At 55.2% G+C, this 19429-nt stretch carries 18 protein-coding genes and 1 pseudogene; 4 read left to right on the top strand and 15 right to left on the bottom strand.

Going from position 1 to position 19429, the window contains the following annotated elements; all coding sequences use genetic code 11:
* Positions 1-7: 7 nt before the first annotated feature.
* From V8Z78_RS23045 to V8Z78_RS23030, 4 genes are read left to right on the top strand one after another with little or no spacing between them, the layout of a single operon-like run.
* Positions 8-1798: an ATPase, T2SS/T4P/T4SS family gene (locus tag V8Z78_RS23045; protein WP_019042147.1), complete on the top strand. Its 1791-nt coding sequence runs from the start codon at positions 8-10 to the stop codon at positions 1796-1798.
* A complete protein-coding gene (locus V8Z78_RS23040; protein WP_029158310.1) occupies positions 1798-2922 on the top strand; it encodes a type II secretion system F family protein in 1125 nt (374 codons plus the stop codon). The genes V8Z78_RS23045 and V8Z78_RS23040 overlap by 1 nt, the downstream gene beginning before the upstream one ends.
* Before the next feature lie 36 nt (positions 2923-2958).
* Positions 2959-3540 carry a prepilin-type N-terminal cleavage/methylation domain-containing protein gene (locus V8Z78_RS23035; RefSeq protein ID WP_019042149.1) on the top strand — a complete coding sequence of 194 codons (582 nt, stop codon included), beginning with the start codon at positions 2959-2961 and terminating at the stop codon, positions 3538-3540.
* A gap of 43 nt (positions 3541-3583) precedes the next feature.
* A complete protein-coding gene (locus V8Z78_RS23030) occupies positions 3584-4951 on the top strand; it encodes a type II secretion system protein (protein ID WP_019042150.1) in 1368 nt (455 codons plus the stop codon).
* Between the two features lie 424 nt (positions 4952-5375).
* Here V8Z78_RS23030 and V8Z78_RS23025 read toward each other — a convergent pair whose 3' ends face one another.
* From V8Z78_RS23025 to V8Z78_RS22955, 15 genes and pseudogenes are all read right to left on the bottom strand, one after another.
* Positions 5376-6446 carry a CAP domain-containing protein gene (locus V8Z78_RS23025; protein ID WP_131326365.1) on the bottom strand — a complete coding sequence of 357 codons (1071 nt, stop codon included), beginning with the start codon at positions 6444-6446 and terminating at the stop codon, positions 5376-5378.
* A gap of 302 nt (positions 6447-6748) precedes the next feature.
* Complete coding sequence (locus V8Z78_RS23020) at positions 6749-9142, bottom strand: DEAD/DEAH box helicase family protein (RefSeq protein WP_034398723.1); 2394 nt, start codon at positions 9140-9142, stop codon at positions 6749-6751.
* 101 nt (positions 9143-9243) lie between these two features.
* Complete coding sequence (locus V8Z78_RS23015) at positions 9244-9759, bottom strand: hypothetical protein (protein WP_231879660.1); 516 nt, start codon at positions 9757-9759, stop codon at positions 9244-9246.
* A gap of 141 nt (positions 9760-9900) precedes the next feature.
* Positions 9901-10152, bottom strand: coding sequence for a hypothetical protein (locus V8Z78_RS23010; protein ID WP_019042155.1), 252 nt, complete (start codon positions 10150-10152; stop codon positions 9901-9903).
* Positions 10145-10492 carry a hypothetical protein gene (locus V8Z78_RS23005; RefSeq protein WP_029158312.1) on the bottom strand — a complete coding sequence of 116 codons (348 nt, stop codon included), beginning with the start codon at positions 10490-10492 and terminating at the stop codon, positions 10145-10147. The genes V8Z78_RS23010 and V8Z78_RS23005 overlap by 8 nt, the downstream gene beginning before the upstream one ends.
* Positions 10493-10715: 223 nt before the next feature.
* A complete protein-coding gene (locus tag V8Z78_RS23000; RefSeq protein ID WP_230629851.1) occupies positions 10716-11012 on the bottom strand; it encodes a hypothetical protein in 297 nt (98 codons plus the stop codon).
* A gap of 845 nt (positions 11013-11857) precedes the next feature.
* Entirely contained in the window at positions 11858-12985 is a 1128-nt protein-coding gene (locus V8Z78_RS22995; RefSeq protein WP_019042159.1) for a DUF6094 domain-containing protein, read from the bottom strand.
* A gap of 77 nt (positions 12986-13062) precedes the next feature.
* Complete coding sequence (locus V8Z78_RS22990) at positions 13063-13623, bottom strand: hypothetical protein (RefSeq protein WP_019042160.1); 561 nt, start codon at positions 13621-13623, stop codon at positions 13063-13065.
* Between the two features lie 101 nt (positions 13624-13724).
* Complete coding sequence (locus tag V8Z78_RS22985) at positions 13725-13958, bottom strand: hypothetical protein (protein ID WP_034359692.1); 234 nt, start codon at positions 13956-13958, stop codon at positions 13725-13727.
* 214 nt (positions 13959-14172) lie between these two features.
* Positions 14173-14457, bottom strand: a complete 285-nt coding sequence (locus V8Z78_RS22980) for a hypothetical protein (protein WP_003054979.1) — start codon at positions 14455-14457, stop codon at positions 14173-14175.
* A gap of 453 nt (positions 14458-14910) precedes the next feature.
* Positions 14911-15585, bottom strand: coding sequence for a DUF3275 family protein (locus V8Z78_RS22975; RefSeq protein WP_019042162.1), 675 nt, complete (start codon positions 15583-15585; stop codon positions 14911-14913).
* Between the two features lie 383 nt (positions 15586-15968).
* The gene (locus V8Z78_RS22970; protein ID WP_080731525.1) at positions 15969-16700 is read right to left on the bottom strand and encodes a DUF3577 domain-containing protein; all 732 of its coding nucleotides are present in this window, start codon (positions 16698-16700) and stop codon (positions 15969-15971) included.
* A gap of 537 nt (positions 16701-17237) precedes the next feature.
* Positions 17238-18290: an NAD(P)-binding domain-containing protein gene (locus V8Z78_RS22965; RefSeq protein ID WP_019042282.1), complete on the bottom strand. Its 1053-nt coding sequence runs from the start codon at positions 18288-18290 to the stop codon at positions 17238-17240.
* 46 nt (positions 18291-18336) lie between these two features.
* A complete protein-coding gene (locus tag V8Z78_RS22960) occupies positions 18337-18570 on the bottom strand; it encodes an ArsR/SmtB family transcription factor (protein WP_349732243.1) in 234 nt (77 codons plus the stop codon).
* A 204-nt stretch (positions 18571-18774) separates the two neighbouring features.
* Positions 18775-19429, bottom strand: a pseudogene (locus V8Z78_RS22955) (pyridine nucleotide-disulfide oxidoreductase); the annotation flags it as partial.

The following is a 19429-nucleotide window of genomic DNA, read 5'->3' as shown; positions in this document are numbered from 1 at the left end:
ACCAAAGATGCAGTGGCCATTCTTCTCACGCCAACGTTCAACAGTCCCAGCTCCGCCGACTGCGACCACTTTCGTCCTCAGTCAACGTGTCATAAAGACAGAGACCGAGCTGCTCAAGGAAGTGAGCTTCCATCGCCCACTCGGGAAGGACAAGGACATCAACCTGGCGGGAAGTCTGGCCCAGCACATCTGTCCTCTCGAAACACGAAAAGACAGCAAGCAGTTCATTCTGCTCGTGAGCAACCGCCACCGAAGCTCGCAAGAACTACGGGCTACGACCGAGCTCCTCCTGTCCAAAAACTACCGTCTCGCACCAGGCGCCAACGTCTATCTGGTCGAGAGCGAAACCATCATCCATGCCGTCTCGCGTGGCCACATCGACGGGACCCAGGGGGAGCGCCTTCGCAACATTTTGGGCGACAGGGCAAAAGCGGGCTACTACCAGTCGTTCGAGGAACTGGTGCGTTACGGCGTAACCAACCGCGCCTCTGACATTCACCTGAACATCTTCACTGCCCAAACACGCAGCGAGGTCCGGTTCACCATCGAGGGCAAGTACGTGGCCCCACCACGCTTCCACTTGCCAACTGCAACGCTTCTGTCCATCGCTGGAGTCGCGTACCAAACTGCCAAGGGAGTCAAAGACCCCGTTTTCAATGGCACTGTCGAATCCCAGTGCCGGATCTTCATCGATCTGGCCGAGCTTGGACAGTTCATGCTGCGCTGGGCGTCGATGGCCTGTGACGAAGGCCCGCAGATCACCATGCGGATCACGCCAATCAATGCCAAGAAAGAACCGCTGACGCTGGAGCAACTTGGCTACCTCCCCACACAGATCTCCATGCTGATGCGGGCCATGCGATCCGAGGGCGGTGCAATCGTCCTCTCGGGGGTCGTTGACTCGGGCAAATCGACAACGATATCGACACTACTCAGTGGAGTTCCAAGCACGCGCAAAGTGATGACAGTGGAAGACCCGCGAGAAAACATCTTGCCTGGCAGTCACTTTCACCAGAACACGGTGAGTCGCGACCTTGAAAGCGATGACGACCCTTTCAAGCCAAAGAAGAGAACATTAAAGCGAACCGCACTTAACGATCTATTCATCGGTGAGATTCGTGACCAGCAAACTGCCGCCCTGCTTCAAGATGCTATCGAATCGGGCACGAACTGCTATACGACTGTCCACGCTCGTAATTGCATGGGTATACCAGCACGCTTGATATCGCCAGGTATTGGCATTGACATCGATGTCGTTTCCACCCCTGGAAATCTCAAGCTCTTGGGATATCAAGCACTACTTCCGAAAAACTGCCCCGGCTGCAAGCTAAAGGCCACAAAGCTCCTACAAGGTGAAAATGCAATGGAGTGGGAGGATTACTTCTCACGCATAAAACGTCTCTACGATATTGATCAAGAAACGATATATGTCAGAAACCCCGAGGGATGCGATAAATGCCGGCGTGATGGCTTGCCTGAATTGAATGGCTTACTTGGCCGCACCGTCGTCGCTGAGTTGGTTGAGCCAGATGACTATTTCCTGGAATGTATACGCGACGCCAAAACAATTGAACTGAGCCAGTATCTGGCGTCATCGCGTACCGCACCATATGACGATCCAGATATGACTGGAAAATCTGCAATGGACTGTGCCATCTACAAAATGAGCAAAGGTGAAATTGACCCTAGAGAGATCGAGCCTCGATTTATGTCATTTGTCACAGTAGAAAGACGCCGAGAAATGGCTGCAGTTCACACAAAGAATCATCAATCAATTAAGAAGCTGCAGGCTGTGTGATGCGATCCATCCTTGAGTTTTTCTCGCCATTAAAACGCGCAGCACGACAATTTAGAAGGCATCGTGCCGACTATTACGAGTATCTCGCTGACGTGCTTTCAGATTCCGATGGGCGAATCCTTATGCACGACATATTCGTAAAGGATGCTCAACGCTACGCACCAAAGAACCGCTGGCAGAAGCTCCGCCCCCATCCGCGAGCAGTGCTTTCCGAATACTGGGCAAGCAAGTTTCTGGACACTGGCACAGACATCGGCGCAACTTGGCGAGGCACGCTGCCCGATGCAGACATGCTGATTATTGCTTCAGCAGCTAACCACGGAGGCACTGGATCAGTACCGGATGCATTGAAAGAGGCTGCACGCTTGGTGAGAGTAGTTGATGAGGCTCGCAGTCTGTTTCTCTCAATCATTGCTGTTGCAATATTCTCAATTATTGTTGTACTGGCAACTCTCACAAGCGTGCCTGCTTTTGTCTGGCCGCAAATAAAAACAACCTTCGACTTTGTACCGGAAACACTTTACGGACCACATGCTTTTGATCTGGAACATTTCTCAAGGGTGTTCGCCTCATATATCATTCCTTTAACAATCGGGATACTAATACTTAGCATCGCCTTTAGTTGGTCCTTGACTCGCTGGAGCGGCCGTTCTCGTCAATGGGCAGAAAAATTCATTGTTTACAGGGTCTACAGGAACTATCGCGGCGCGATGTTTCTTTCGACCCTATCTACTCTGGTAAAGCGAGGCTCGGGTCTCAATCTTCGAGAAGGCATACAGGCAATCTCATTGCAGGCGGAGCCTTGGTTGCAATGGTATTGCCAACGCATCATGGAGAATATTGAGCTCGGCTTTGTGGATGGTAGGCTATTCGATGTGGGCCTGATGGAGTCGGATGCTCTTTATTACTTGTTCGATATTTCTGAAGCAAATTCTTTAGAAGCTGGTCTCCAACTAACAGGCCGTCGCACAGAGCGCGATATGGGAAAGAGCATCAAAAAACGTGCATTTATCCTCCGATGGAGCATTTTATTTGTATCGTTGGCAATAGTCGGCTGGGTTGTTTTCAATACCTTTAATGCTATTCATGAAATGACCGATGCCGCAAAAATGGTTTTTCTGTGATCCCGTTTCAAACCGCTTTAACTAGGAGCAAACAATATGCAAAACATGATCAATATCACTCGTCGCACACGCAAATCGATTCGATGCAAGAACAATGAAGGCGGCTTCACGTTTATCGAACTGATGATTGTTGCGGCGATCATCGCGATCCTCGCAGTGCTTGCTGTACCAGTGCTGCAGGGCCTCTACCGCGAGTACCGCGCGCCCTACTTTGCGCGCGACTTGGCCAGGGCAGTCAACACGCTGCAAGGAGCTGCGAACACCGTGGCCACTGCGACGCCGTACACCGGCGTCACAACTGCAACACTGGCCAGCGCGCTGAAGGACACCGCATTCAGCGTCTCCGGCGCAGCGGCCACCCATTCGATCCAAGCGACCGGCCTGGCCCCTCAAGCAGTTGCCGTGACGGGCACGCCTGGCGCGAACCTCGTCATCACAGTCTCAAAGGTCCACGAAAAGGCCTGTATGCCCATGCTGACCCAGATGGTCCGAGTCGCTGAAAGCATCAAGGTGGGCACAACCCCAGTAAAGGTCGCTGGTGCGCAGCCTGCAATTGCGACGCTGCAAAGCGCCTGCGCGGTTCCCGCAGGCGCCGACATTGAATACACCATCCAATAACACCCCTCCCGCCGTGCCTAAGTAGGCACGGCAAAAGGACACCATGCTGCGCACGCGCCATCATCGCAAACAACAACAGGCGGGCTTCCTCATGCTTGAGCTCATCGCTGTGCTTGGCTTGACCGCTGTACTCGGCGTCTATGCATCCAAGGAGGCAATCGACAAGATCAACAGCGGCCGCGCAGAAGCTACCGGCGTCTACCTCTCGACGCTCAAGGATGGACTGGACAAGTTCCTGAACCTCAATGCCCAGGCCCTTGCCATGGGATCGGTTGTGGCCGGCTTCTCCGATCCACTCGCACCCACAGTCGACGAGCTGCGCACTGCCAAGTATTTGGCTGCCTCATTTCCTCTCATCGACCCAATGAGGCGCCGGCAACTCATCACGGTGGATCGATCTGGCTGCCCAGGATCGACGTGCTCGCTTACCGCCTATTCGTATAGCCACCTACCACTGACCGCCAGCTGCAATGGATATGCAACCGATGGAGCCTGCGCGGCTGCGATGGGCTCCATTTGGCATGTGCAAGCTGAAGAGATCAGATCCGCTAGCCAGGGTTATGGCGCTACGGTGACCTTGCTTGCGCCCACTCGCCTGCGCGGGAGCAGCTGTAACTATCCAACTCCAGGGGGCGCAGCTCCAGCCACATATGGCGTCTGCACGACCAGGACTGCAGCGATCTATTCTCAATTTGTACGCATCCGAGACGACCGCGATCCCGATCTGCAAGGCGACTTGAGCGTCGTGGGGAAAGTGAAGTCAGGCTCGCTCGTGTCTCAGTCGTTGTCGATCAGCAATGGACCAACCGAGACCGCCAGCATCAACAGCGGCGGCGACCTGACGGTTAAGAATGGCTCTGGTGTCCCTACGGCCGGCATCTCGATGAGCGACGGCTCTGGTCGAACGTATGGCCAGGTCATCAAGCCAACTAGCGTTCAAGTCAAGGGCAGCTCATGTACTGGAGCCAACCAGCAAGGCGATATTGCTCAGGACTCGACTAGCCAGGGACTCGTCATGTGCATTGGAGGTACTTGGAAAGGAATCTCCCCGCAAAAGGATGCTATAGCCGGAGGATGGTGTCCGCAGAACGGCGGAGTCGCATGGAATGCACAGGATATTGCCCTCTATTGCTCAGGAAACCAATGGGTACCGCTAGCAGATCGATTTGGAAAGAAGATATTTATTGAGTCTTACTCAGCTAGCAATGGGACTTGGATACCTAAACCGGCCTGTGTTTCTGGAACTGCGGGCTCGATGGTCATACTCACTCCCAAGAATCAAAGCACTGATGCAGTCAAGCTAAATCATTACGCCACTGACTACGGCTGGGCGTGGCTAGTATCAGTTGTTGATAACCTCGGCGCAGCAGCAGCTGGTGAAGCAATTGCACAGACATACTGCATTTATTAATACAGGTTCATATGAAGCGTACTCTGATCACATTATCAGTCTTGCTAGCAATCTCGGTGAACGGAATTGCACAGAATTATGATTCTACTGGCACCGTTCGGTTATGGGCTCCGAGTCCTCCTGGCGGAAATTTACCAGTTGTTGTTCCTGGCTATGGCTCCTTGGGAGAGGGAGCCATTAGTAACTCGTTTAACCTTCAGACTACAGGCGGCTGCTTTCCAGCTTGGACATACGGAGTCTGCGTGGTCAAAAGCGGAGGCGGAGGTTATTCGCTTGCCGGCTCTGATGGTCGGTGGCATAGCCTCTGCCCTTCGAATACATACGGAATCATTACCGGGACACAGGCTACCACTACCGGATCGGTGTGTGGCGGTGACTGAGCAATAAAAAAGGCCCTACAGGGCCTTTTTTATGATCACAAGATTTAGTTTTGTGTACCAGTGGAGAACACAAACACCTCATTCAGTGGTTTTCCATCCGATGTGCCGCTTACGGTAATTCGGTATTGGGTGTTCGCAAGCAGAGGCTTATCAGGGATAACAAACGCCTCGCCGATTGCAAGCAACTTATTCACGTCATCCGTGGAATTGAGGATTCTAGTTGCCACTGGAGCAGACGAGCTTACCTGAACCATTTCAGCAGTCTTGATTTCGATGGAGCCACCATAGGCAGCCTTGAAATAGACGGGCGTTCCCATGGGAGACGCGTTGAAGTCGCGGCTGGGATAGGGGCTTGGGGACTCGGGACCGAAGAGAGGTGATACGCCAGTTGTGCCGTTGCAGGGGAAGCTGCGGACCTTACCACCTGTGTAAACAGGAGTCGAGGTCCCAGCTGGCACGCCAAAATTCACAACAGCGACGCCATAGTAGGCAGTCTCTCCAGCGATAGGAGTCTTGTTGCCCGACACAGAGAAGCCCACCCCCATCTCCACCCATTCACTCGCGGCTGCCGACAAATGGTAAACAGAAGAGAAAAGACCTTTGATCCTTGCTTCACCGGATGGAAGATTTGGAGAGGTCTCAATGCCCGAGGGGCTAGTTCCTGCAAATAATGATCCAGAATTCTCGTTGGAAACAATTTCGCCGAGTGTAGTCGCCTGATAGCCTGCCGCCGTGGCACGCGCCAATAAATCCGCACCAGTAAAGCCAGGATTTGTATTGACCTGAGTATGACTGATAGTCTCATTCAATCGCAGGTAATTCGCATGACCTGATGAGGCAGTGTCTAGCAACGAGTTCTGCTTCAAGGCACCGAAACCACACGTAACGCGGTTCTTATTGATGATGTCGAAGATCTTGGCCCGGTTTACATCTGCATAGTTGCCCGGTTGCGCGTCAGAAGGATAGGTTTCTGTCGGTGTTTCTGGCTTCGGGGTAGTTCCACCACCGTTACCGGCACCAGCATTACTGTTCCCGGAGTCGCTGCCACCGCCGCCTCCGCATGCGGCGAGTGCGCAGGCAATTGCAACAATCGACAAAGTGCTGGAAATCTTCATCTGGAACCTCTATTTCAAATATGAAAGCTGCGCTCGATCGAATGAAACGTCGAGTGCGAAAATTGAACGGAAATTTGGAAGAGACGCGACAGTCGGTATGGACTGTGCAGGGGAACGATATGGCGTTATTTCATTGGTACTCCGCGTGGGACATATCTTGTGGGCTTCTCACAAGGGGTGACGCGAAGATTTCCAACGAAGCCTTGTGTAACTGTGCGTGACAATTGTATGTCTGTCAAGTGCCTCGAAAATAAAAAAAAAAATGACCACAAGCTGTGAAAACAGCTTGTGGTCAAAATGGGCTACATCGTCAAAAGGTCTCTCGCGAGAGCCATCTCAATGCTTTCGCCCTCGTTGTCGTTGAGAACGTCCAGTCCACTCTCAGGCATATCGCCAGAGGTGGACTGCGATACCGCGATTTTCTTGGCCATGAGTCGCAGGCATTCCATTTGTGAAGTGCCGGCGTAGCCAAGGAAGATCACGCGAACATCATGCTTCTGACCAATGCGCCAGGAGCGCCTGGCAGCCTGAAGCATCGTGTAGACGTTGAATCCCGATTGCATGAAAGCGATCGTTGGGAACTCAAGCAAATCCAGGCCAGTCTTCACAAGCTCGGGATTGGTGATGAGCACATCGATGCCTCGCTCTACCTGGTCCGCTACCCAGTCTTCCCGCTTGGCCGCATCTACGCTGGCACGCAGCACAGCTACCTTGAACCCCCTGGCTTCGAGCAGCATGCGCAACCGGGCCGTGGTGTCGCGGGTGCCTGAATAGATTGAATAGACCAGGACCTTGCGGCCGAGGGCTTTCTCATCCATGCAGAGCTCAATGAGCTTGGCCTCTTTCGGAGTGCATTCAACATCATCGAACAGAGCCGGCTGCATGTGCAGCAGCTCCTTGCTTCTTGGATGCCTCACCGTTTCCGAACGAAAGCAGCATTCTGGCCATGCAAGCAACACGTTCATGACCACACCCAACAGCGTGCTGTCCTTCATGGCCAAGGCCTGCTTCAGGATCTGCACCAGTTTCCTCGACATATCGGCGTATGCCTCAGCTTGGTCATCGCCCATTTGCACGTCAACAAAGGACTCGTCATACGCCGGCAGCACCTTCTGCCCAATGTCCCGCAGCTTTAGGAATACCGTAATGGGAAGCACGTAACGCAAGATACCCACGGGGCCGAACCCTGGAGCCTTGCTTGTGCGAACAGTCACGCCTTTACCCTTGGCCGTGCGGTGGGAAGTAGTTGAGGTCTCTTTGTAGATGTCCTTGAGCACTCCATGCACGCGCATGAAGCCCATGGTCGCAGCAGCCATGGAGCCGGTCTTGGATGGCTTGAAGCCGTCCTCGATCAACACCCTGGGATTGACGCGCCAGAGCAGGTGAAAAAGATCATCCGCATAGCCGCCCATGAGTGTGCCCGTCAGCAGAAGCACCTTTTCGCACTGGCTGGCCAACACGCCCATTGCCTGCCCCTGGGCCGAGCCCTCGTTTTTGTACTCGTGTCCTTCATCGACCACCAGCAAACCAAAGTAGTTGGTCGGCAGATAGCGCTTGATGAACTCCGTGGGCTGATAGCCGCCCTGCCCGATTGAAAACTCGAACGTGGCCAGGCTTCGCTCCATGCGCTTCGCCTGCTTGTCGCTGAATACCAGCTCCCCGTTCTCGTCCATCAAGTTCAAGAACTCGTAGACGTTGTCCTCCAGCATCGCAGCCAGTGTTTTCTCTCCAAACTTGCTGAGCAGCCGCTTCGCAGAAACCGGGCCGATGGTTGGCATCTGCTGAAGTGCGTTGAGCACCAGGTCGGACATAGAGTCGATGGGCCGCCCATTGCGAATCAGCATCCACAGCGTCGAGTTGCAGTGTTCGCACTTTCGCCGGCGGTCACTGAGGACCTGCTTGGCCAAGGGTACGGACATGGGCAAGGTCTCGTCGTCATCGCCCTTCGATTCGAGCGGCCGCATGCAGCAAGGGCAGCATGCAGCCACGAAACGCTGGCCACCAACGAGGATGGTGCGCTCGATAAAGGACGGACGCCAATGAAACCCCATACGCATCCGCACACGGCCCAGCACGAAGAACTCCGGCTGGCTCGTTGTGATGCCCAAGCGGGCACGCATCTGCAGCAGCTTGCGCAGCGTGTCCGGGCCATTCAAGATCCAGACCCGAGCGCCGGGTACCGTGTCAAGAATCTCGCGCCGCCACTTGTAGACAAGGTGCGGCGGTGAGATCACAAGAGTGCGAGGATTGCGTCGCTGCAGCTGCTGAAGCAGCACAGACACGCAGATGGCCATCATGGTCTTGCCCGTGCCCATCTCCGCGTTCAAGACCGCAGCTGGCTCGCCTCGATCAGCCAGGAGCTTTACGATGGCCTGAACCGCTTCGGATTGCTCTTTGAATGGCTTGCGCTTCAAATTGTCGAGGATCTGCTGGCGGGCCAGCCAGACCTCGGACAGTTGATCGCGCTGCGGTAGATAGACAGGCGGGTTCTGTGACCGGACCTGATCGAGCAGCCCTTGGCCAAACTCGCGTATGAAATCTCCAAGGGGCAGGGTTTCATCAATCACTTCGGCCAGAAAATCTGCGCCTTCGATCGTGCCAAGTTCATCAGCGACTTCCTGTACCACCGGGGCGGCCTCGGCCGCAGTAGTGGATGCCTCTGCCACAGCGGGCTCAGCAATTGCCAAATCGTTCATTGTTTGCTCCAAAAAAATGAGCACACACCCCACAAAGGAGTGCGCGCCCAACGGTTAGATGAATGAAGGTGAGAAAGGCCTCTGGCGAGGCCTTGATGGAGTTAAGGAAGGAGAACGCGGTTGCGAACGCCCTCACTTACATGCCGAATGAAGTGATCAGAAATACTTACACGCAGCGCGTGAAGATTTCCGATGCGCGGATAGAGGCCACCCCCGAGCTCGTGGACAGCGCCCTTCTCTCGACACCAGGCAATCAAGGGTCCTTGCCAGTGATCGAGCAGCGCAATGGGAGCCAAGGTTTTCACCAGAGCCCACACCTTCTCCTCGATGCCGGCGTCGACATTGGACACCACCCAGCCAATGCGGTTGGGCTTGTCGATCTCCTGTAAGCGTTTGTCGTAGACGAACAGATGGTTCAAAGATCCAAAGAGGTTCTGACGCGGTAGACGGCCGGTGAACTTTCCCAGGCGCTCCGCAGATCCAACCTGGACATGGTTACGCGTTCCTTCAGGGCTCACCAACGTGAAATCCGTGATTCCGTGCTCAGTCCTGCCCAGCTCCATAGCCGCGATGAACTGCATGGCAGAAGCATCGCGCCCATAGAACGAGAGAAACATGAGCTCGCCCTCATCGTTCCGCAGGCAAGCGTCGGCCCATAGATCCGCGAAACCCTCTATACGGTGAAGCGCTCTTTGCATGAAATGCTCCTTTTATGGAGCAGCCCACAAGGGGCGTGCCCCGTGTGGGTGGATGAAAGACTATGGATTCGGTATCCAGAGCCAGGCGGCGACGTAGGTACCGTCTTCCGCCGGCGCTACCAGCGGCAAGGGATCGATGACGCATTGGTCATTGGCGTGGATCTCCCTGGCACGGGCGATTGCATCGGCGCACTCAGCGCGATTCAGATCCTGGTTGTTGAGAAGCCTGCCGAGCTGCGTGACAGCACCGGCAAGGTCGCCCGACTCCCAGGAGTCAACGACATCCCGCGCTGCTTCCTCCAGCTCATGCATGGGCAGCCGCCTTGCGTTTCTCCAAGGCGTCGTAGTGCATCTCGACCTGCAGTTTGAGGTCCTCGATCTGGGTCAGCGCCTGCGTATGCTGTTCGCGGACAACCTTCTCAGTCACACGCTTAGGCTTTGAAGCCACGAGCGTCTTGCTGAAATCGCCATCGCCGCCAAAGCCCATGACAAAGCGCTTGAAACCTCCCTCCACCAATGACACAGAGGCCGATGTGACGAGGGAGCTATTCAACTTACGTGTTGAGACGGTGAGCACGCGCCGGTCGCCGAGATCAATCTCGGTGTTCCCACGGTGGCCATCACGGATGTTGTTAGAAAAAGATGTATTCATGGATCGCTCCTGGTTCAAGTGGATAGAGCGAGCCCCTCCCCTGCGGGACAGGCCCGCAAGGGTGGTTGAAGAAATGCCAAGGTCTCTCGACCTGGTGCGCCTTCATGGCTCAGCGCGCCTTAAAACCGTTTCTGACAGGTCAAACGGTTTTCCGCAGCTCACCTCTATGGGTAGGCTGGGGAAAACCGGCTGTAGCCGGTTCTCGTGGGTTTAATGGGTCCTATCAGAATCCATCACTGATGCATGGCTTGCTGCTGGAAGCAAGCAGGCCAAGCGCCAGTGACAGATCGAGGGCAACCAGGTTGCGAAACGTCCGGTCCGATTCCGTCATGCGCTCCCCGAGATGAAGCATGACGTTCTCAAGACTGGCTGATGCATCACATGCCTTGTTGAGCGCATCCAGGATGTGGGGGATCTTGGAGGGCAACTCTGCAAGCGCTTCGAGCATGAGCTCGTCCTGCGTCGTCAGCCCCTGCAGATGGAGGCTGAGGATGTGTTCAAGCAGCTGGAAGGTATTCATCGAGCTCGCCATCAATATTCCGAGGGCAGCAAAATGGTCGTGACCGCCCAATCTGCGTCGGTTATGACCCATACCTTCTTATCGCCTACCGAGTAGGAAGACATGAGACGGCTTCTGTCTAAAAGCGCCCGTCGATTCAATGACTTATCTGACTCGTCTAAGTCCCCCCAATCCCCGCGCACATGCCTAGAGAGCAAGTCGTACGGATTGAGGGCGAGACGACGAAGTAGATCGTCGGCTCCAACTGTGGCCACACAGCGGCCCAACTGAAAAAGTGGAGCTGCCGCCGTAGTAGGTGGTTGTTTTTGCATGATGGTCCTCGTTAAAAAAATCGGGGACCACCGGCCCTAGAGGCTAGTGCCCCCAAGGGTGGTTAGATTTACAGCGTGCTTCCAGTAAGGAACTACGCTGCGCGTGCTTCAGCGCTCCATTCGCATGAAAGCATCAGCTTTGTCACCGACCAGTCAGCACTTGTCACGACCCATACATACTCGCTGTTGACAAGAAATGCAGATAGTCGCTGGCCACGCGCCGCTTCCAAGTCACGCGCAAACATGACCAACTTCGTGTTGGCCAGCTCGCCTGGATCGCCACAGATGTGCCGCTGCAGGAGCTCGTGGGGATTGATGGTCCCCTGGCAAATTAGGTTGTCTAGGCCCAGCGTTGCTACGCATCGGCCCGGTCGAAACAGCGGTGTGTCATAGCGCTGCGATGGTTGTGCTGGCTTCACAGCATTTCTCAAGGTCATCTCCAATCAAGTGAATGAACGAGGACAACCTTCCCTGGGAAAGTGTCCCCAGGGGGTTGCGGTTCGCCGGCCGAGGCCAGCAGTGGTTAAAGAAAAGCTATGCGATGGCGACGATCCGACCCAGCCGGTGGTCGGGGGTGAACTCGATGGCATTGATGACGGGGACGAACCGGTCCAGCATCACCGTGGTCTGCGATGCTTGACCTTTCTCGTCAAAGTCAACGGACACCTTGCGCTCCTTGCGTTTGTAGGTATCCCCCTTTATCAGGAGAGTTCTGCCGCCGGCGCCGTGGATCATTCCGACCACCTGGCCAGCCGCAAGGGCAAGCGCAAGGTGCCATGGCGTCAGATCGCGCAACGGCGGTCGACAAGCGCCGCCGACCTGGCTGAACTGCGATGAAAGCCCGCTCCAAAGCAGACTCGATTCATACTTGTCCAGCTCGTCGCCGAGCTGCTCGGCATCGATCTGCACAGCGTGGAAGTCGAACTCCTGATCGACCTGCAGCGCAGGAATGACATATGGCTCCAACTCCCAGGAGTCTGGAATGACAGGGGCGCCCTCTTCCGAGGCTTGGGCCTCAGTCAGTGGCTGCAGGGCCGCCTTGGTGGCATGGGTTGCCCGGCAGCGCTTGCCAATCACTATGCATTGTCGAAACTGCTGCACTGGCGCCATGAAGATCCGCAGATCCTCAAAGTTGCGCACCAGGTAGCTGCGTATTTCGTCGTCGAGCGCGTAGTGCGGAATGATGTAGACAAGCACTCCGCCGTAGGCGAGATATGGCACAGTTTTGCGAAGAAAGGTTCGCTCCAGGCGCTCGGCCTTATCAGCCTCCGCTAACAGCGAGCGCTGGGCTGATTGATCGGCTACGCCGAAGCCATAAGGCGGATTTAGAAACAGCAGGCCCATGCTTCTCGGCTTGAGCACGACATCGTGCACGTCCGAATGAATCACACGGTCGAGGATTCCCTTTGCATGACGCGCTCTGTCACGGTCGAGCTCGATGCCGAAGGCCTCGGCACCGCCGATTCGCCCTCGATCGACGGTCAGTAGCTGCCGTAAATCGGCGAGCGCGCTGCCCTCGCCGCAGCAAGGGTCAAACATGCGTATGCCCCCCTTCTCGGGCATCTGCAGCAGGTTTGAGATCCGGCGTATGGATTCCTCGTCCGTGGGGTAGTAGCCGTTTTTGACATAGTTGTGCGCCAGGCGCGAGAACATTAAGGCCATGGGCGGCTCCAGAAATGGAAAAGCCAGTCTCCTTGTGGAGAGCTGGCTTGGTTAAAGAGGTGGTACTTCAGTACCGCTTAGAACGGGATCTCGTCTGGATCAAGGCCAACGCCGGTAAGCTCTTGAACCTTTCCGTAAATGTCGAGGCGCGGCAACGCGCGCTTCAAGGCTTCTCGGTAGAGAGGGTTAGAGCGTGCATGCACCGCGATGACGGACGCTGCAGACTGCTGAGCGGGTAAGTCTTGAATGCGGCGAAATGCCACGGTATCGGCAAGCGCCATCACTTCTTCTACGTCTGGCGACTGCAGCTCGTCAATCTCAGCACGCATCTCTAGGCGACGCATGATATGAAAGAGCGCCTCATGATCGAACAGCCTCTGCACGGTCGACAGCATGCTGCCGCCTTCATGCATCCATATGCCATTGACATACCGGATCTGCTCCACGGTGCGGTCCATGAGACGACACTGGAAGGCTGTCGAGCTCAACTCAGTTGCCTTCGCAATAGCGTCCTTCGCGATATAGAGCCGGTAGGTGACCTCCATACGCGTGTCGTAGATCTCATAGCGATGCGCGGGCTCATTCTGAGTCCACAGGAGAAGCTCTTTGAACGCAGCTTCATTTGCACTAATGGACATAGAGTCCTCCAAACTAGGCTCAGGGAACTCCAGCCCATAGGGGCCAAAGCCCCATAGGGAAAGAAAATGCCAGCCCTGATTTCTCAGGGACTGGCACGGGTTTAAAGGTGGTCCTTCTGGCACCAGTGACCCTTCGCCCAGGCCTTTTCAGCCTTGGCTTGGGTATTCCAAGTCTCCAGAGATTCACGAGTGAACGGGCCACGCTCGGTACAAGTACCGAGGTAGAAGCCGCCTCCACTACGCAGAACCTGCATCGGCAGAACCTCGCCACATTGAGCAGCGAGAACGCCGAAAGTCACACCAGTAGTTGCTTGCGATTGAACGATTTGCGTCATGTCTTTTCTCCTGTTGATGGGGGAAAAGGACGAGCGCGCCCGAATGGGACACGGCCCATCCGGGGTTGAGAGAGGTTGAAAACGTGAGACACTTTCCAGATGACTGAAAAGCGTCCCCAGTTGAGAGTAATAACAGGGACTCCTCGTCATGAGGAGCCTCTGGACCTAGTGCATCTTTTCGAGGAAATGGATGCGCGTGATGCGCTACCTATTCTTAGAAAGAGGATGCGTCAGCAGACGGCGGCGGCAAATTCCGCTCTTTCAATAGTTGAACCAAGCTCGACGGCATGCCGTCAAGCAGCTCCGGCTTTTGATAGCACGAACTGATCAGCGTCACGATCGAACAAACCTGCCCTGGTGCAACCTGCTCGCGCAGTCGCATCAGTGCTTCGTAGTCCTGCTCGGTACACATCGCCACGAACTTGCGATAGGCGTCATGCATTTGCATGCGCTGGTCCTCAGACCAGGCAATGAGCTTAAGGCTGGAAGGTGTGCCCATGGAGACTCCTCCCGATAAGGAGCGGGCACGCCGGCCCTTGCGGACAGTTGTGCCCGCGAGGGTTATAGAAAAATGATGCCCAGGGCATTGCTGCCAGCACTTTTCAAGGGCTCAAAGTGCGCGAAACCATATTGATGGTCAGATGGTTTCCCAGAAGATCCGCAATTGCTGCAGACACTCTGGGAACCCATCGGGCTCCCGGCATTGCCAGATTACAGTACCCAGGCCGCCTATAGGCTGGCCGGCTGTCACAACGGGCTCAGACAGCCAAGGAACGGCGCGGTCACGAGGCCGGCTTGGCTTTCACCGGACACGCACTATCGCAAAGCCGCTGCGCATCAGGTCGCAGCCACCCTATTTCCACCTTCCCGCTGCCTGGCTACCAGGCAGTAGGCTGATCCATATACGCGCGTTCACGCATATGGATCAGCCCGCTGATGCGGGCGATGGGCTTTACTTTGGATGCCAAGTTTGATCTTGGAACACAAATTTATAGGAGCCCAGTTGGCCGATGGCCTTGGTCTGCTCTCGCAACATCGAGCGATCGACAGTGGGATCGAGCTTCACTGGTTGAAGACCGCGGATCTGATCCCAGTATTCTCGGAGCACTTCAGGAAGATCGGGCGTATCGACCTGACCTACATCTTCGACTGAGGACGCTTGTGCAATTGCTTGGGTTGGTTGCCCAGGGTTACGCTTTATTCTCTCAATGCGCTCTCGCATCTGTTCGCCCAACCGCGTGGACCCCTCGGTCTTCGACTCGGTACTCGGCGCGGGCAGCGGAGCGGACCACACAGGCGTTTGAGACGTCAGGGATGGCGATTCAAGCAGTGGGTCGGGCTCGGCCAATTCGGTCTCGACAGGAGCGTCAGAGGCGCTATCGAGCTGCATGTCATGCAGCGTTGCTCTCATCTCAGTGACGGCTTTTCCAAACGCAATGTACTGATGCAGGAAGATTCGGCTGATCCACACAGTACCGTGATACTCGCCTTCTTCAAACTGATCCAGGAGTGAATCCTTGACCTTGAGTTCGCAGCACTCGTGGAATAGCTCCCCGACGCAGAAATCGCCGTAGCGGCCCCCTCGAATTTGTTTGACACGCAACGTCACGTTTTCGAGCTTTATCAAGCTTTTGCTCCATCAGATTGCGGAGCACCAGTCCAACGCGGGGCCAGGCCCGCGTGGGTGAAAGAAAAACACTCCACACGCATATGCCTGTGGAGTGCTGTTTGGAATTGCCAAAGGACTTCCGATCCTTTGGGAATGAGACAGAACACACCGGTTCGAGGTGTGCGTCAACGAGTGAAGTGTGTACGGTCTATAAGTGCCTCGGCCCGTAGGGCGCGCAAGTTTCAGAGGCTCACCTGCTTCGCTAGTTGCCTAGCATCCGGTTTGAGTGATACCGGCAAACACTTGGAAAGGCTGAGAGCATAGCGCAATTCCAGGGTATTCGGGCCACAAATCACGCCCTGAATTGCTTTCGCAATTCAGGGGTGGGTGGCTACTGCTGATTACGCGTAATCATGTTCGCGTCGATCAGCATATCCGCCTTGCCTTTGATGGCCAGGCGTAATGCCGTACCCGCCTGAGCGAGCTGGCTGGCGCGCAGGCGCCGAAGGTGTACGGCCCTGCGGAACAGGAGCACGATACTGAGGTTGCTGACGTGGAGCTTGAGCCGGTGCACGTTCCTGCGCTGCAGGTCCATGCGCTTGCTCATTTTGGCCACCCTGTTCAGAGTTGCCAGCACGTTCATCGTGAAACGCCTCATCGCCATGCGGTTGACTGCCCGACTGAGCAGCATCCGCATTCGACTCGGCACGTTGATACACGAGCTGACCGTCGACCTTAACGGAGTTAACCAGAATAAGACGGCCCTTGATGAGACCGGCCAGTTCCTTCTGCCCGGTGGGGCGTCCGCCTTGATCTCGCGCATCTCGCTCGTAAGAGTGAGCGTAGAGGTCAGCAATACGGAAAGAGATCAGCACCTTGCGGCGCTCATCAACTTCCTTTTGCAGACTATCGATCAGGTCAATGGCCTCGGCAGAGGACACGCGCAGATCGAAGTATGTGTAGTCGGGAGAATCCGTTGCCCCACGCAGCGCACTGATGGCGCAAGCGAGAAACGGTTCAGCCTTACGACCACGACCAGCGGGCGTTACCCAACGAACACGGTGCAAATACCCAATGCCGTTAGCGTGCAGGTTGAAAAACTCACGTTGAGCAGGTGCTTGTTGTTGCTGCATGATGACTCCAAATTTCCAATGTTTGGACGGAGCACAGCCACACCTGACCGCAAGGTCTGGATGGGGCGATGATCCCCATCCGGGTTGCGAGGTAATGCTTTGACCGATCCTTGGGGGATCGGTTGACGACTCTCAAAAGCTCAGTCGTCTATGTGTGCCCAAGGGCGTTCACGTGCAGGAGAATAAACGGTAGATTTCTGCCCGTCAAACAGTGTTGACAGTTGGCGCGGCGAGTTTGCGGGCGCTGGCCTTAATTGACCATCATTCCGAGACGTGATGACCGGCCTGCTTGTACTGACCACCGGCAGCAATCGACCCGCAGCGGTCGTTCATACGTATGAAAAGCGGACGCTCAACTGAGGATTCACATTTTTAGTCGATTGCACATTGCTCATAAGTTGGCGGCGAACCACCGGCCACAGCCATTCACATGTCGTTGGAGAACTTGGCACCTAGACGTACAAGTGATGATCGCTCTTTGAGCATTGCTGGGACGACTCTACATAGGGTCGGTGTTTGGTAGAGCCCGATGGTGCCTTAGATATTGAGATACTTGTGTAGGGAGTCCATGATTTGCTCAGAATCAGGACCAACACCGCGGAGCGTTGCTGAAGCGAAGTTTCGCTGCTTCGGCAAGCCCACGAAGAAGATGCCTGGGTTCGAAGTAGAAACCCCTTGATGTTGCTTGACGCCTTGCTGTGAATCCAGGATGTCCAGTGGCTCAAACGGTTTGAGATTTGGACGAAAACCTGTTGCGAAGATGATGCCGTCAATTTGATCTTCTGCTCCACCTGGCCAGACTACGCCGCTGGACGTTACTCGCTCAAACATAGATGTGTGAGCAAACAGACCAGACTTAAGTGCATTTCGGTAAGTGCCGTCATCGAGCACCGGTGTACTTTGATCATTGAGCCAGCGTGTTCTTTCTAGGCCCGTCCATTTGAGCCAAGAATGAAAGTCGACTCCCAAAATCCGTTGTGGAAAGAACCGAACGCTTTCGCGTGTGGCCAGTGTTACTTTGGCTACTTGCGCAAGTTCGTAGGCGATTTGTAGTGCAGAGTTTGCGGCTCCAACGACTACCACCCTCTGCCCTAGAAAAGGCTTCACATTTCGATAGGACGAACTGTGAATCTTCGTTCCCTCAAAGTTGTGGAGACCGGCAATGTTGGGAATGAAGGGGCGACTAAATGCCCCAGTCGCCACAACAATTGCTCTCGAAGAAAACTCCGTTCCATTTTCCGAGAGAAGTCGAAATCCACCGCTGTCCCGGTACACACGCACGATGCGAATGTTCGGCTGCACAGGCAGTTCGAAATGCTTGCTGTATTGCTCCAAGTACTTCACTACTTCGTCGCGTCGAGGGTACGCTGAGGGTGCCCCAGGAAAAGGCATTCCAGGAAGAGACGAGTACGAAGCAGGGGAAAACAGTGTGAGACTGTCGTAGTAGTGGCGCCAGTTCCCCCCAGGTTTATCCTGCTCGTCCAGTATTGTGAAGTCCAAGCCCCGCTGCTTCACGTGCCAGCCGCAGGCCAGTCCTGCTTGGCCTCCACCAACGACGATTACATCGTGCCTCTTACTCAAACTGTTCATTTGTGCGCACATATACACATTTCATTGAAAAAAAAATGGACACGGTCTACAGTGAGGTGGCGGGACAGCAGTGTGCCGCTATGCCTTGAGTATGTTTAAGAATGCCTTCTAGGCGCGCAATGATGGCTGGACCATCCACCTCATAGAACATTTGGCGACCAACTTTGGTGGCTCGCACGATCCGTGCATCCAGCAAGACTTGCAGGTGGCGAGACACAACGGATCGCTCTTGAGGAAGGTCAGCTGCAATCGCGGTCACATCCGCTCTGCCCAATTGCATGACACGCTTGAGCACAGCGACTCGTGCAGGTTCACACAACGCACGAAAAAAAGTTGCTGTCTAGCGAGGCAATTGCGGCCTCAATCGCCTGAGTACGAATTGAAACTACGGAGGACATAGTGGCAATCATATGTGTATAGGTTTGCACATGTAAAGGTTGCCCCCACCCGAGTATGTCCCCAGAGAGCATGGACAAACAACCCTCTACGAGAGGTACTGCTCAACTTCCTCGGCGGTGCTACGTGCTGTACGCATGACACCAATGAGCGTGGCCGACGCCGGCCCGGTCCACTCTCCGTAGCCCACCAGCCATAAACCTGAGACGCCACGCACCTGGGTGCCGTCTACCGCGACTCTGGATTCGTTGACAACGCCAAGAGTCTCCAGAGGCTGCAACGCAGGCCTGAAGCCGGTACACCAGATGATCGCGTCGAAGGGCTTGGTACTTCCGTCGCCCCATTGAGCCCCGTCCGCCGTGAGCTTCTCAAATGAGCCGACAGAATGCAGCACGCCGCGCTGGCGTGCTTCAAGGACAGGGGGAACCATCACGATATCGCCAAAGCCACCTGGCAGGTTCTCTGGATCTTTACCCTCCTGCAGGGCCTGCCAGCGCGCAGTGGCCCTCTCGAAGAGTACGCGCCCATCGACCTCGTCCGGTAAAAAGGCTGGAGGCTCCAGCGTGACCCAGGTCGTGGACTGCGCAACAAGCGAGACCTCCGCCAGGATCTGTGCGCCGGAGTTTCCTCCGCCGACCACCATCACCCTCTTGCCTGTGAACGGCTCAGGAGATGCGTACTGAGCTGAGTGCAACTGTTGCCCCTTGAAGGACATCAAACCCTCAACGTTGGGGACAAATGGA

The organism is Comamonas sp. wu1-DMT (assembly GCF_040187805.1).
In the GTDB taxonomy this organism is placed as follows: Bacteria; Pseudomonadota; Gammaproteobacteria; order Burkholderiales; family Burkholderiaceae_C; genus Comamonas; species Comamonas thiooxydans.
The sequence above is the reverse complement of the archived record's forward strand: the minus strand, read 5'-3'. Positions and strand labels throughout refer to the sequence as shown.